The following is a 15197-nucleotide window of genomic DNA, read 5'->3' on the forward strand; positions in this document are numbered from 1 at the left end:
AAACATACTAAGTGTAGGGGTATAGGGTAATTGGATCGATGGAAAAATCATTTCAACATACGGAAGACATTTATGTCACTGGGCTGAAAGCTCAGGATGAAGTGATCTTTGGTAAGGTGTATGATCTCTTCTGGTCTCGTCTCTACATTTCTGCTTTTAATATACTTCGTGATCGGGAGCAGGCGGAAGATACTGTACAAGAGGTTTTTAGCTACTTGTGGGATAATGCGTCTACTTTAGAGATCAAGAGTCTGACCTCGTGGCTTTTTACGGCCGTAAGGTACCAGGTGTTCAATGTGGTCAGATCTGGAAAGGTCCGGGACAGATTTGAACGTTTACACCTCATAGAGGAAACAGCCTCAAACCTTGCGGAGATAAAGTTGGATAACCAAGATATCCAACGGAGACTGATGGAAGGCTTGGAGCAGCTTCCACCACGATGTAAGGAAATTTTTGTAATGAGCCGTTTTGAATACCTGTCTTATAAAGAGATAGCACAGAAACTTCAGCTTTCCGAAAAAACGGTGGAAAACCAAATCGCCATTGCACTCAAAAAATTACGAATTTCTTTAAAAGATCTCGCGTTTATATTACCGTTTTTATTGGACAGATAACTCAGGTTTCTTGTTTTTTCTTTTCATATCTTTTTAGTCTTCTTGTTAGGAAAATAGCATTTGGCATGAAGTTTTTTTTAAGAATTAACCCTTATCTCATCTTTTTTTAACAAAAATTTAATTTCCCTTGGGGGTTATTGCTTTCGAATGTTACATACATATAAAGGCTCTTCTTGAGCTCCTCTAGTTTTTATTAGCTTGTTTTCAAAATGGAAGAAAATTTAAGAAATAATCTTATCGATAAATTGCAAAATAATACCATTTCTTCAGAAGAGCGAGAAGAATTGTTTAAACTTTATAATTCCTATCAATTTTCGAAGGAGTGGAACGAAAATACGATGGGAAATTTTGAAGATGTGCGAAAAAAAATACTAAAAGGAGTGAAACTAAAAAGGAATGGAGCTTCGAAGGGGAAAATATATGCTATAAACTCTTTTCTACGTATAGCTGCAGCCTGTCTTTTGGTGTTTTTTACGGGCTGGCTAGGGTATACTCTTATTTTAAAACCTGATCCAAATGTAATCGTGGAATCCGGGAAATCAAGGAAAGAGGTTGTGCTGCCTGATGGTTCAAAAATCACCATGAATATCAATAGTACGCTGACCTATCCTAGGGTATTTGAAGCAAAGCGTCGTGAAGTAAAATTTGAAGGAGAAGGCTTTTTTGAAATACAAGCAGATAGATCTCATCCCTTTATTGTCGCTACGCCTCACGTTAAGGTAAGGGTATTGGGAACCGCTTTTAATCTTAAGGCGTATAAAGAGGATCCTGCTATTGAGACTTCTTTAATTCATGGAAAGGTCGAAGTGCTCACGGCCAAAGAAGAACGTACACTTTCTATATTGACACCAAACCATAAGTTTGTTGTAGATAAAATCGCATTGATTACATCTCACTTGCCACAGACAAAATCACAGATCGAAGTTGTTCCAATGGAATTTATCGATCCGAGCAATACTGCCCCTGTTGACCTAGCGTGGAAAGAGGGAAAGTTTGCCTTTGCTTCCTCTCCGTTTCAGGATATTGCACGGGAGATGAAACGTCGGTATGCGGTGGACATAATTTTTGAAAATAAGGAAGCGGCTGATTTTAAATACACTGCCTCTTTTGAGCAAGAAGATGTTGTTGATATCTTGGATGCACTTCAACTTGTCAAACCGTTCAAATATAGAAAGGAGGGGAACAAAATTGTAGTGTACTAACTATTAATTAATAGTGCACAAAATACGTTAAGAACGATTTTGTACACTAAAGGCTTTAATCGTCAAGAGGTGTTTAGATTGGCGTCCGACCCTCTTTATTGATCAACTATTAAATCCATTCTAAATTTATGAATAATATTTTAAAGCAGGAGCGCTTTAATGAAACTTCTGCTTGTCTTCAAGCGATATTGTATATGAAGCTTACGCTTTTTCTGATGTGCATTGGGCTATTGAGTGCCTCTGCTGGTGCTTACTCCCAAAACAAGGTTTCGGTCAATCATCGGAACACATCATTAGCTCATTTTCTACAGGATATTGAAAAAAAATCCAAAGTCCGTTTTGTTTACAGCGATGATATTTTAACGCAAAATATCCAGATTACGGTGCGTGCGGCCGATGCAGATGTGAGTGAAGTGCTAAAAGAGGCCTTGACCGGAAAGGGACTCGAAATATCGAAAGTAAATCCAAACTTATACGCTATTTACAAACCAGATAAAAGACCTTCATCTGCAGGTACGCAGGAGCGGGAGGTAATTGGGCGCGTTATTAACGCTAAAGGCGAAGGAATTCCAAAAGTCACCTTTTGGTTCGTCGGTACACGCATAGGCGGCGCGACCAATGAAGAAGGGTACTTTAGAATCGTATTTCCAGAGAATGCGAAAGAAATCGAATTTCGTTACGTGGGGTTCGTTACTAAAAAGATCGTATTGGGTGATGGAAATCTGGGGAATGTTGTGCTGCATAGCGAAGATAATACCCTTGAGGAAGTTGTTGTTAACACGGGACTTTTCGAAAGAAAAGCGGGTACGTTTACCGGAAGTACAGTGACATTTAACCAGCAGCAAATTAAAGAGGTTTCTAATCAGAACGTACTTTCCGCATTGGCTATTTTAGATCCTTCATTTCAGATGCTTGCTAATAATGAACTCGGCTCAAACCCGAATGCGATCCCAGAGATCCAGTTACGTGGACAAACTGGATTTTCGGAGGACCTCCGTACTGAATATAGTAATGCTGCGAATCAGCCTCTCTTTGTAGTAGACGGGTTTGAATCAACGATTCAGCGTGTATTCGATTTAAATATTAACTTTATAAAGAGTGTAACCATATTAAAAGACGGGGCTGCTAAGGCGATGTGGGGTGCCAAGGCAGGAAATGGTGTTATAGTTATTGAGACATTACGTCCGCAGGTTGGACAGATGCGTATTTCGTATAATGCCAGTGCTAATATTCAGGCTCCTGATCTCTCGAGTTATCATTTGACCAATTCTATGCAAAAGGTACAAGCTGAATTACTTTCAGGAATCTATACTGGACAGAGCCCCGATGATCAGACACGTTTGAATAAGGCGTATGGTCAAAATCTCAAAGCTGTATTGGATGGAGTCGATACCTATTGGTTATCGCAACCTTTGCAAAATGGTGTTGGACAGCGGCATACCTTAGTCTTTGATGGAGGAGAGGAAAACTTTCAATACTCGGTCAATCTAGGTTACAACAATAACAAAGGGGTAATGAAAGGTTCCGACCGAAACACATATAGTGGCCAGTCCGTTCTGGTTTACCGTAAAGGTAAGATCTCCGCAACGAATAATCTCTCGGTGGATCGCAATTTTGCAGCTAATAGTCCCTATGGTGCTTTCAGTGATTACGCAAGGATGAATCCGTATTGGCGGATATATGATGATAACGGAAACCTGATCCCAGCTTATTACCTTTTTGGTACCTCCGAACTTGTCGGAAATCCCTTATATAACGGTTCACTGAATTCGAAAGATGGAAGTAATTACACCTCAATTACACAGAACTTTCAATTAGACTATCGTCATAACAATAATTTACGTTTCAATGCGAGAATCGGATACAATCAGCAAAATACGGCGAGCGAATTTTTTCGTTCTGCTCGACATACCCAATACTTGAATATCTCAACTACCAGTGATCAATATTTAAACCGTGGTGAGTACAGAATCAGTAATGGTTTTCAAAAGGGGTATACAATTGATTTAAGTGCTGCTTATAACCGTATAATTGGCAAACATGAGTTTTATTTCAATGGTATTCTGACTGCAAATGAACAGGTTTCTGAGCTGTCGGGAATGACCATGGTTGGTTTTCCAAATGACGACCTAAATAGTATTGGTATGGGAAGAGAGTATGCACCTGGAAGTAAAGCTATTGGAACAGAGAATACCGTTCGAACCGCCGCTTTGACTACGGCCCTGAACTATGCTTATGATAACCGTTACCTAGTGGATCTGTCGTTTCGCAAGAACGGGGCTTCACAGTTTGGTAGGAACACGAAATGGGGTGATTTTTGGTCTTTTGGTTTAGGCTGGAATATCCATCAGGAAGATATGTTCAAACGTTTGGGGTGGATGAATTTAATGCGTATAACGGCAAACACCGGAATCACCGGAACTCCTCCAGGTAATAACGCCTATCAATCTCTTGCTACATACACCTATATTTTGGATAGAACCTATAATGGTGACATGGGGTTAGATTTGATGGCTTTAGCCAATCCAGATTTGAAATGGCAGAAGGTACGCGACAATAACGTACGTTTCGAACTCGGACTGTTTAATCGATTAAATGGTAGTTTTGAGTATTATATACGAAATACCAATAATTTATTGTTGAGTATGGATATTGCTCCTTCCTTAGGGTTTACAAATTACGCTGAAAATATAGGTGATGTACGTAATAAGGGATTTCAAGCTACGCTAAATTATGGATTAATTAAGAATGCGACTAAGCGATTCAATATCAATATTTTTGGTAATCTAGCCCACAATACGAACGTGATTAACAAAATATCATCCTCGTTGCAGTTGTTGAACGATAGAAATGATGCGATTTATGATGGGGAGCCTAACACTTTACAGCAACGACCTGTGCGACGTTATGAGGTGGGACGGTCTATGGATGCTATTTGGGCTGTAAAATCGTTAGGTATTGATCCGGCGAATGGTCAGGAAATTTTCTTAAAGCGCGACGGTTCTATTACTTATGAGTGGGATGCAGCAGACCAAGTTGTATTGGGGGAGAATAGACCACAGTATAACGGTACTTTTGGCGCGAATGTGCAGTATAAGGATTTTAGTGCAAACTTTGCGTTTACTTATCGTTGGGGAGGACAAATGTACAATTCAACATTAGTACGTGTGGTGGATGATGCCGACTATGCGTACAATGTCGATGTGCGCGCGTTGGAAGATCGTTGGAAACAACCTGGCGATTTGGTTTCCTTTAAGGGAATAACGAACCGTTTTTCAACATCTACCAAGCCGACCTCTCGTTTCGTGCAGGATTTGAATGAAATGATTTTTTCATCGATAAGCATGTCTTACAATTTCTCGCGATTAGCGTGGGTACAGCGCACGCCAATAAAGACATTGATGTTGTCCTGTAACTTGAATGATCTAGCTCATTTGAGTACCGTTCGGGTCGAGCGAGGATTGGAGTATCCGTTTGCACGTACCATGTCATTTTCGTTGAGTGCCAGTTTTTAAAGGATTTAGTTAGACAATAATATAATGAGAAAGTACTATAACTACATATATTTATCGGTTGTCGCGGTAGTGACTTTGATATCGACGAGCGCTTGTGAAAAATGGCTGGATATTGTGCCACAAACACAGATTGAATCTGATGTGGCTTTTGAGAAAGAATCTGGATTTCAAGATGCACTTACGGGAGTGTATCTTAAAATTTCAGACCAATCCTTATACGGAAGAGAGCTGACTTTTGGGATGGTAGACGGTCTGGCAGGTCAGTTTGATGTTGCTGCAAACAGCAATCAGTATTATCCCATAGTGAATTACCAGTACAATGGGGAGGCATTTATCTCAAAAAATAACACACTTTATGAAAAGGGCTATAATGCAATTGCAAATCTGAATAACTTAATTGCAAATCTTGACAAGAAAGGGGAACAGCTATTTTCTGGTGTTAATTATGCGATTATAAAAGGAGAAGCATATGGTCTACGTGCTATGCTGCACTTTGATTTGATCAGACTTTACGGGTCTTCTATAGCCTCGGAAGGCAGTACCAAGTTGGCTATTCCCTATGTGGATGTCGTTACCACGCAGCCGCAAATGAGGTTAACTACTCAAGCATTCATGGAACGTGTGCTTGCCGATTTGGATGTCGCTGCAGAAAATTTGAAGAAAAGTGATCCTATTATAGTATCCAATAGCAACAATGCAACTACGTATTTACGCGATCGATCTTACAAATTAAATTACTATGCCGTAAAAGCTTTGCAAGCAAGAGCATATCTGTATACCGGAAATCAACAAAATGCTTTGGCTGCTGCTAAGGAAGTAATTGATGATAATGTCTTTGCCTGGACTCCATCAGCAGAGATTGTGCATTCGAACACAGGTTCGCGAAATAGGGTATATACGCAAGAGCTCGTTTTTTGTTTGAGTATCAATGGTTTTTCGACATATGTAAATCCTTATTTTGAGGCAGTCAATTTAGGTGGAACGCTTTTAGGTAGACGTAGTAGCGAGTACGATAACCTGTTTGGTGGAAATAGTGACTATCGTTACGCACACATAACAGAGGCGTCTGCAGACGGAAGTGTTAGATTTAGTACGAAGCTATATCAACCTGCTAGCATGCTTTCTGCATTTGCAAACAGAATGCCAATGATCCGTAAGTCAGAGTTGTACTACATTGCTGCTGAATGTCTCGCAGCAACAGATCCATTACAGGCTATAACATACCTGAACCTCGTGCGTCGGCAGCGTAATAGTATTCCTGACTTACCCACAGATCTTGATGTCGAGGATATAGATCGTGAGATCGAATTAGAATATCGTAAAGAGTTTATTTCAGAAGGTCAACTTTTTTATTATTACAAACGAAAAAATAAATCACAAATTCCAGACGTAACGATACTAATGGACGATACAAAGTATGTGTTGCCATTGCCGGATCGTGAGATATCTTATGGACTTTAATATAAGTTATACGATGAGACTATTAAAACATTTATGCATGAGCACAGGCCTGTTGGCTACGCTATGTCTATTGTTCAGCAGCTGTGAAAAGGATCTTAACGCGGTATATCAGCAAGACGCCCGCGTATATTTCTTCGAAAGAAGTACGGTCGATTTAACCAGTTCTGTTACAAGTAAAAGTTATTCTTTTCTGCTTGATCCATCTACGATTACGGAGCATATAATCTTTATCAAGATTAAAAGTATGGGCGATACCGCGAGCTACGACCGCTACAGTATAGGCAAACGGATTGAAAATGGGACGACGGCAAGAGCGGGTGAGGACTATGAGTTTTTACCTGCGCTTATTCCTGCTGGCGAGGTGGAAGGTCTCTTGCCAGTGAAGATTTTTAGAAATTCACGTATTGCTTCAGAAGAGGTGAGTTTGGTGTTAACGATTGGCGAAACCGAAGACTTCAAGGTTGGTATTGTAGAAGACCAGGTATTCACATTAAGGTGGTCTGACCGCCTTTCTCAGCCAAGTACATGGCCTTTTTATTTCGGTGAATATAGCGATGAAAAATATCGGTTTGTAATTGATATTTTAGGTATTGCAGAATTTCCACCGCCAGATTGTACGAGATGTGTCCCAAGAGAGGGACAATATTCCTACGCAGCATTGGCCGACTTTGCTGCACGTTTAAGAGCTGAAGTATTAGCGTATAATGCTGCGAACCCACAGAATCCGAAAAACTTTACATTTTAATTTTACTACGAAGAAATGAAAAGAATATATTTAATATACGTAACCCTTTTTATCGTATTTGTCCAAGCCTGTAAGGATGATTTGGGAAATTATGAGTATACAGATACACCTATTGTGACGATTGATACGTCTGACATGGGAGGGATACTTGCTGTTTTGCGTTATGGGTCTTTGAATTTAGCGCCAAAGATAAATATCCCCTCGGGCCACGAGGCAGAATACAAATGGATCCTTTTTAATAGACCTGCTTCTTCAGCTATTCCGGCAAAATCAGCGATTATTTCTACTGATGCGATTCTCAACGCAGCAATAGGTGAGCCGGAAGGAAATTATGGCTTGGAATTTATCGTGACGGATAAGACAACAGGAATTATGAGTACAGTAGTTTTTCGGGTCGATGTCACTTCAAATTTGGATTATGGTATGATGGTTCTATATCAGACGGAAGAAGGTGGAGATGTAGATTTTATAAAAACGCCACAGCTTTCGGCCTCGATTACACAAGTAGAACATTTTAAGCATTTGTTTAGTGCTTCTTATGGTGCGCAGATATCTGGTACACCGAAATTTATTGGCAACGCAAGGGTCAACTTTCGACCGGTTGACTGGATTACTGTGGGCAGTAGTAACTATTTAGGTCGCTTTAATGCGAATAACTTTGATTTGTTGCGGGATCAGCTAGATATTTTCCGTCGCAATAATACGATAATCAATCCTCAGGCTTACCGTTATATTTCTACGAATTATCAAGCTTTGATTAATGGTGGAAAACTCCATGTGGCGACCGAAATCACCAATGAAATAGATGCACTGTTTGGCGGTCCTGCGGCGGGAGATTATGAGTTAGCGCCGTATTTAACTTCAAAAGTTAATTTTGCAATCTATGTGGTGGGGTACGATCAAAAAAATGGACGATTTATTCGATATTTTCCAAGCAGCCATACCATGGTCGATTTTGCTGCTCCGGCGCTCAATGTAAACCAACCTTTTGATTTGCGGAATATCGGTAAAGATATGTTGTTTATGGGTGAGGGGCGTAATTCACATACTTACAGCGTGTTTAAGGATAAAGTTGGAGACAGACGGTGGCTTTATCAGATAGACTTTTCTTCGAAATCTGATGACGGTACGCTAGGGGTCGCTGTCTATGAGATGACCAATTTACCAGATGCGGCACAGGCAAAATTTTATCAGGCAGCAGCATTTGGAGATTATATATATTACGCTACAGACAGCAAAATCTATAACTACTCATATAGCTTTTCCAATACCGCTAGCCAAGCATTTACTGTCCCGGCTGGAGAGCAAATCACTAGCATTAAATTCTATCGCCCTTCACCGAATACCTTTGTGGCGGATAAGGAAGATCGTGTATTATATGTAGCGACCTGGGATGGAACTAAAGGTAAAGTGTATGAGCTTGGACTCAATGAAACCTCCGGTATGATAAACGCAGTGCCATTAAATGTCTTTGAAGTAGCCGGTAAGGTCGTTGACCTGTCTGCTAAAACAAAAGGGAACGGATAATAATTTAATAGTAGAACAATACATATTTAGCAGAAGCACAACCAACATGATAAATAGATTAAAAAAAACAATAGGTGTTTTGGCAGGAACACTTTTATTAAGTGTTCCTGTTATAGCGCAGCAAATGCAACCATTTCGTGTTATCCCCGAATTTCCGAAAGAGCAAGATACCGTTCAGCTGGTATATGATGCCCGGACGACGGTGTTGAAAAATGCAACGGAAATATCAGCAGCAATGACTGGATTCCAGGATTTTAAATGGATACAGGATAATCTGAAATTTACAAAAAGAGATTCTGTTTGGACAGCAACCTATGTGTTGCCCCCGAATTTAGGTTTAATGAATTTGACTTTTCAATCTGACACTATTCAAGATAATGGAGGAGAGTTAACGTATTCCTATATTCTTACTGCAAACGACGGCCGTCAGGTCTCAGGTGGTTTGCTGGGCTGGGGTATGTTGCGTACCCCACATATTGTGAAAGGCGTTCCTTATGTGGTGGATACAGCGGCTTACAAGACAGATGAAATTTTGTTGATGTGGGTCAAGTATGAATTGCAATATCATCCGGAGAATCGCTTTAAGGTGTTGTATGCAGCCGCAAGTGCACTGAAGCATATGGATAAAGAGGAGTCTTTAGGTAAACTGAATAACGAATTGGATGCGCTCCAGCAGATTCCTGATTTAAAAGAAGATGACTTTATGCAGCTTATGAAAGTGTATAAAGAGGTATTGCAGGATACAAGCAAGGTCAAGGAAATTGAAGGTAAAATACGTTTGCAATTTCCCGATGGTAAATATGTAAGTGATCAGCAGCGACTGGCTGATTTTAAATCAATACAAGAAGCAAAAACGGATGAAGGGCGCTTAAAGGCAGCCATGTCATTTGTGGATAAACACCCTTACAACGAATCGGATGTGGAATTCAATGAAGCGAATCGCATTAGCCACATTACTGCCTATTGGATAATCTCGGTCTATACCAGTATGCAGAAAGACTTAGCGGCTTATTCCAAGTATATCTCAACAGCTGCCCCTTATGAATCGCTATCTAATGTCATTTACAGATCCCTATATGTTCCCTATATTTCTCAGGCTAGTATGAATGCGAAGGAGATTTTACCTTATACACGGGCGGTGTTAGAACGTTTAAACTACTACAAGGATAATTTTCAAGGCGACCGATTTTCCACACTTTATTATGCCAACGCGGCTCTTTTTGCCAAGATATTGGTAGATAATAAGCTGTATGACGAAGCCTTTGTTTATGCTGCCGCAGCACAGAGTACCAAAATGTATGAAGACGCTAATCTAAACGACAGTTATGTCCGTGTTTTAGAAGGGCAAGGGAAAGCAAAGGAACTGCAGATGGCGTTGGAAAAGAGTTATTCGCTCAACCAAAGTTCAACTTACATGTTAGAGCTGATGAAGACGTTGTATACCAAACGCAATAAATCGGAGAAGGGATACGAGAGTTATCTGGCTAGTTTGAAGGATGCGGATAAGGGAAAAGAATTGAAAGAGAAAGTTCAAAAACTACTAATCAATAAGGATTTTGCTGATTTTCAGTTGCTGGACCAGAATGGAAATAATGTGCGTTTGTCTGATCAGAAGGGCAAAATCATCGTCCTTGATTTTTGGGCGTCTTGGTGTGCACCTTGTAAAGCAGCCTTTCCAGGAATGAAACTTGCCGTGGAGCACTTTAAAAACGACCCCAATGTTGTTTTTTATTTTGTAGATACCCAAGAGAAAAAGGATATGAAGGAGTATGTCACCAACTATATGAAGGAAAATGATTATCCGTTTACGGTGTTGTTGGATGGCGATAGTAGAGCGTCGAAGGCAGCTGGTGTGGGCGCAATCCCACATAAGATGGTAGTAGGCCCTAATGGTAAATTGCGCTTTTCCGAAGTAGGCTACATGGGCAGTCCCTCTGAACTTGCGGATGAGATTATTGAAATGGTACAGGTATTAAAAACGGAAAAATAAAATGACTAGGATGTTAAAAGGAGGTTTGCTGATTGGACTCTGGTTCTCTGCTCTAAATATAGCAGGTGCGCAGCAGTTTAACTCGGAAGAGGTTATATTTGAAGCAAAAGGTGATACGATCCAAATCGGCGCAACAATTACCAGTCCGAAGCAAGGGGGAACTTTCCCTGCCTTGGTGTTGGTTTCGGGTACAGGGCCTCAAAACAGAGATTGTGAAATGGCGGGACAGCCTTTGTTTGCGCAGATTGCAGAATACCTGAGCTCCAAAGGCTATATTGTATTGCGCATGGATGACCGTGGCGTAGGGAAGACAACAGGAACCTATCAACAAGCTACTACAGCCGACTTCGCAAAAGATGCTTTACAGGCTGTTGATTTCTTGAAGACCTATCCAAACGTAGAGAGCAGAAAAATTGGTCTCTTGGGCCATAGCGAAGGTGGAGCTGCGATGTCTATCGCTGCGTCACAGTCTAAAGATGTCGCTTTCCTCGTTAGTTTGGCTGGACTAGCCACCAACGGTATGGAGTCATTACTGGTTCAGAATGAAAATATTGTACGCAATTCGCCTGCGACACCTGTGGACCAAAAGCGATATAACCAGATAAATAGACTGATGTTCTCGACAGCCTATCAGTATGCGCAATCCGATAGTTTGGAAAGCAAGCTGAATGAGGTTTATGACTACTGGAAACTCAAAGATGACCTCTATTTCAAAACCTTAGGTAAGGAATGGGACCACTTTCGTTTTCCGATCTATTCATACGCCATGCAGGCCGTTGGACCGTGGTACCGTTATTTCGTTCGCTATAACGCAGAATTGGTATTAAGTCAGGTCGATGTGCCTATATTAGCATTAAATGGCGACAAGGATGTTTATGTGGATCCGACTAATCTGGAGGGATGGCAGAAATACAGCAAGTCCGGACAGAAGGGGTTGGTAACGACTCATTTATTGCCAAACGTCAATCACCTAATGCAAGCGTGTAAGACCTGTGACGCCAAAGAGTATGCGGAACTGGGGACGATACCGACAAGTACATTGGCTATCATTACCGCATGGTTAAATAAAACAGTAAAATAGTGAGCAGGGACCAAGGAAGAGGATAGTTGCTTTTCAAGGAATCCATGGACTCAATTGGCGTCGCAGTTCTTCCGGTAACAATAGTGTAAATAAGCTCATTTTGTTGGGTTTGTGAATACAATACATTTTGTCTAAGTTTGCCCCTTATCTGTGATGAGGGGCATTTTTTAGTGTGGTTGAGTAGGAATTGAATTGAAAGTTTTATGAATAGAGATATAGGTACACCAACTTCTCCAATAGTTAGGCACACGGTATATGCAATTTTATTTGCCATTAGCTTTAGCCATCTTCTAAATGATCTTTTGCAAGCGGTGGTGCCGGCAATCTATCCAATGCTAAAGGAGAATTTTAAACTGAGCTTTACCCAAGTAGGTTTAATTACGTTGGCATTCCAGCTATCTGCGTCTATCTTTCAGCCCCTAGTAGGGTACTATACCGATAAACGTCCGAACCCATTTTCTTTAGCCATTGGTATGGGTTTTACTTTGACAGGATTGGTCTGTATATCGCTTGCGCCAAGTTATGGATTTGTGCTGGCTTCTGTATGCTTGATCGGGATAGGGTCTTCCATATTCCATCCCGAAGCTTCGCGTGTTGCCCAGCTGGCATCAGGAGGTAAGAAAGGTTTAGCTCAATCTATTTTTCAAGTAGGGGGGAATGCCGGGAGTGCTATCGGTCCATTGATTGCCGCTCTAATTGTTATTCCCCATGGCCAGGCTTATATCAGTTGGTTTGCGTTATTTGCTCTGTTGGCGATTGTTATTTTAACGGCTGTAGGTAAGTGGTACAAAGCAAATATGGTTGTGAACGTATCCAGCTCAACTGTAGCTAAACCTGTTATGGAGGCACCTGTGTTAAGCAGACAGAAAATCGCATTTTCGATTGTTATTTTGTTGGTACTGATATTTTCCAAGTATTTTTATATGGCTTCGATGACAAGCTATTTTACATTTTACTTGATTGACAAGTTTGGTCTATCTGTTCAACAATCCCAAGTTTATCTTTTTGCCTTTCTGGCTGCGGTAGCTGCGGGGACCATTCTCGGAGGACCTTTGGGAGATCGTTATGGAAGAAAGCTTATTATTTGGGTCTCCATTTTGGGGGCGGCTCCTTTCACATTGATGTTGCCGCATATGGATCTTTTTTGGACGGCCGTACTCGCGGTATTCATCGGCGTGATTATTTCATCGGCGTTCTCTGCTATTTTAGTCTATGCCACTGATTTGGCGCCCGGGAAAGTAGGTATGGTAGCGGGTCTCTTTTTTGGTTTTGCCTTTGGAATGGGTGGGATAGGATCGGCGCTCTTAGGCTGGCTCGCTGATCATACGAGTATACAATACGTCTTTCAGGTATGCGCCTATTTACCCTTGATCGGTATTATTACGGGCTTGTTGCCTAATATTGCAGGTAGGCGGAAAAAGATGCGTAAATAGAAGGTAAAAGAAAATGCCAAGGAATCGACGTTCTTTGGCATTTTTTATTTGTAATCAAGTATACTACATTTTTAATCCAATTTCTCGTAGTCGCTCGTCCAAATATTCCCCCGCAGTGTAGTCGGGATATGCTTTTGGATATTCCTCCGAAATGCAACTATCTAGACAGGCCAAGCTCATGGCAGCTTTTGGATGTAGAAAGAACGGCACGGAATAGCGGGAGGTCGTCATCAATTCGCGGGGTGGATTGACTACGCGATGTGTAGTGGATTTCAATTTATTGTTAGTGAGACGTTGCAACATATCGCCCACATTTACGACGATATCTTCCCCTTTGGCCTTGATAGGAAACCACGCTCCATCTTTAGTTAGTACCTCTAATCCATCTGCACTGGCACCGATTAATAACGTAATTAAATTGATGTCTTCATGTGCCCCTGCCCGTACGGCGTCAGGCGATAGGGTATCGGGATTTTCAATGGGAAAATAGTGTATTGCCCTTAAAATAGAATTGCCGTTAACGACGAACTTTTCAAAATAATCTTCTTCTAAATCCAGATAAACAGCAATGGCTTTTAACAGGTTGCGGCCCGCATCTTCCAGTTTTTTGTAAACCTCCGATGTGATTTCATTGAATCGCGATAGCTCAGCTACTTCTGGATTATCTGGGAAGTCTGCTTTTGAATACGTTTCGCCCACAATGGTCTGGCCACGTTGCCAAAATTCTTTCAGATCAGGTGTATTGGCATCTTTTGCTTTTTCACGCCCCTTAGCTGTGTAACCGCGCTGTCCGGCAAGCTCCGGAAATTCATATCGGCTTTTCGTACCTTCAGATAAGTCGAAGAACGCTTTCACCACTTCGTACAAATCATCAATCAGCTGTTGACTCAATCCGTGATTAGCGATAGTAACAAAGCCGGTTTCGTTGAAAGCCTTGCCGATATCCTGAGAAAACTGCTTGCGTTGTGCTGCTGATCCCTGTGTATAGTTTAAGAGGTCTAGCCGAGGTATGTTTACGATTGCCATATTTAACTGTTTGTTTAATGCAAAGTTACGGAATAATATTGTTTGTAAATTTTTGTAACGAGAATGTCAAAGGGTATAGATTGAAATGGTAAATTTAAGGAACTTATTTTTTAATCAGTTTTTTGTCCATCGCATTACCTTGCCGTCGTTGCCACGACAGGGCCTTCATTTTTTTATTAATATTTAGTTTTCAAAGGCATTCAAGAGCCTCTTCGAGGTTTTTTTGCTTGACCAAAAAAACGAAGCAAAAAAAGTCAAGACTTGGTCAATGTTACGCTAAAAGCTTTTGGATTTACTAAACAGCTCCAAGCCGCTTCGCTTTGTGAATCTGTTCTTAACGTAAATCCAAAAGCTTTCTTAACGCTACATCGACCTAGGTCCTCTTATTAAATTCCGCTGAAGTATAAAAATACAATATAATCAATGCACTATCCTTACATTCACTAATGATGTCGCCTTAGTCATTTGCCAATTGCAGGAGGAGGCACTAGCCAATGTGGCAAATGGGTACAGCGACGAGTTTACCTTCGGTGAGCTCCACTTCGTTCCGGTTTTGCTTCTTTTGAGAGAAAAGAAGGAAGCCCTGCCACGGCCAGTGGCGGA

Annotated in this window: 10 protein-coding genes; 9 read left to right on the forward strand and 1 reads right to left on the reverse strand. The window is 41.0% G+C overall.

All coding sequences use genetic code 11. The features are described from left to right. Positions 1-38 precede the first annotated feature (38 nt). The 9 genes from FAZ19_RS04090 (at position 39) to FAZ19_RS04130 (ending at position 13568) form a co-directional block, all read left to right on the forward strand. A complete protein-coding gene (locus FAZ19_RS04090) occupies positions 39-614 on the forward strand; it encodes an RNA polymerase sigma-70 factor (protein WP_136819307.1) in 576 nt (191 codons plus the stop codon). Between the two features lie 209 nt (positions 615-823). Continuing rightward, positions 824-1816, forward strand: a complete 993-nt coding sequence (locus FAZ19_RS04095) for a FecR family protein (RefSeq protein ID WP_136819308.1) — start codon at positions 824-826, stop codon at positions 1814-1816. A 128-nt stretch (positions 1817-1944) separates the two neighbouring features. Beyond that, the gene (locus tag FAZ19_RS04100; protein WP_136819309.1) at positions 1945-5331 is read left to right on the forward strand and encodes a SusC/RagA family TonB-linked outer membrane protein; all 3387 of its coding nucleotides are present in this window, start codon (positions 1945-1947) and stop codon (positions 5329-5331) included. 24 nt (positions 5332-5355) lie between these two features. Then, positions 5356-6792, forward strand: a complete 1437-nt coding sequence (locus FAZ19_RS04105; RefSeq protein ID WP_136819310.1) for a RagB/SusD family nutrient uptake outer membrane protein — start codon at positions 5356-5358, stop codon at positions 6790-6792. A 13-nt stretch (positions 6793-6805) separates the two neighbouring features. Next, positions 6806-7537, forward strand: coding sequence for a DUF4843 domain-containing protein (locus tag FAZ19_RS04110; protein ID WP_169305559.1), 732 nt, complete (start codon positions 6806-6808; stop codon positions 7535-7537). A gap of 15 nt (positions 7538-7552) precedes the next feature. Then, positions 7553-9064, forward strand: coding sequence for a PKD-like family lipoprotein (locus FAZ19_RS04115; RefSeq protein ID WP_136819312.1), 1512 nt, complete (start codon positions 7553-7555; stop codon positions 9062-9064). Positions 9065-9110: 46 nt separating this feature from the next. Next, positions 9111-11054 carry a TlpA family protein disulfide reductase gene (locus FAZ19_RS04120; protein ID WP_136819313.1) on the forward strand — a complete coding sequence of 648 codons (1944 nt, stop codon included), beginning with the start codon at positions 9111-9113 and terminating at the stop codon, positions 11052-11054. Between the two features lies 1 nt (position 11055). After that, a complete protein-coding gene (locus FAZ19_RS04125; RefSeq protein WP_136819314.1) occupies positions 11056-12135 on the forward strand; it encodes an alpha/beta hydrolase in 1080 nt (359 codons plus the stop codon). A 203-nt stretch (positions 12136-12338) separates the two neighbouring features. Further along, on the forward strand, positions 12339-13568 hold the full coding sequence (locus tag FAZ19_RS04130; RefSeq protein ID WP_136819315.1) for an MFS transporter: 1230 nt from the start codon (positions 12339-12341) through the stop codon (positions 13566-13568). Positions 13569-13631: 63 nt separating this feature from the next. Here FAZ19_RS04130 and FAZ19_RS04135 read toward each other — a convergent pair whose 3' ends face one another. Further along, positions 13632-14594 (reverse strand): isopenicillin N synthase family dioxygenase, encoded by a 963-nt coding sequence (locus FAZ19_RS04135; protein WP_136819316.1) that lies wholly within the window; start codon positions 14592-14594, stop codon positions 13632-13634. Positions 14595-15197 lie beyond the last annotated feature (603 nt).

This window comes from Sphingobacterium alkalisoli, assembly GCF_005049105.1.
GTDB lineage: Bacteria > Bacteroidota > Bacteroidia > Sphingobacteriales > Sphingobacteriaceae > Sphingobacterium > Sphingobacterium alkalisoli.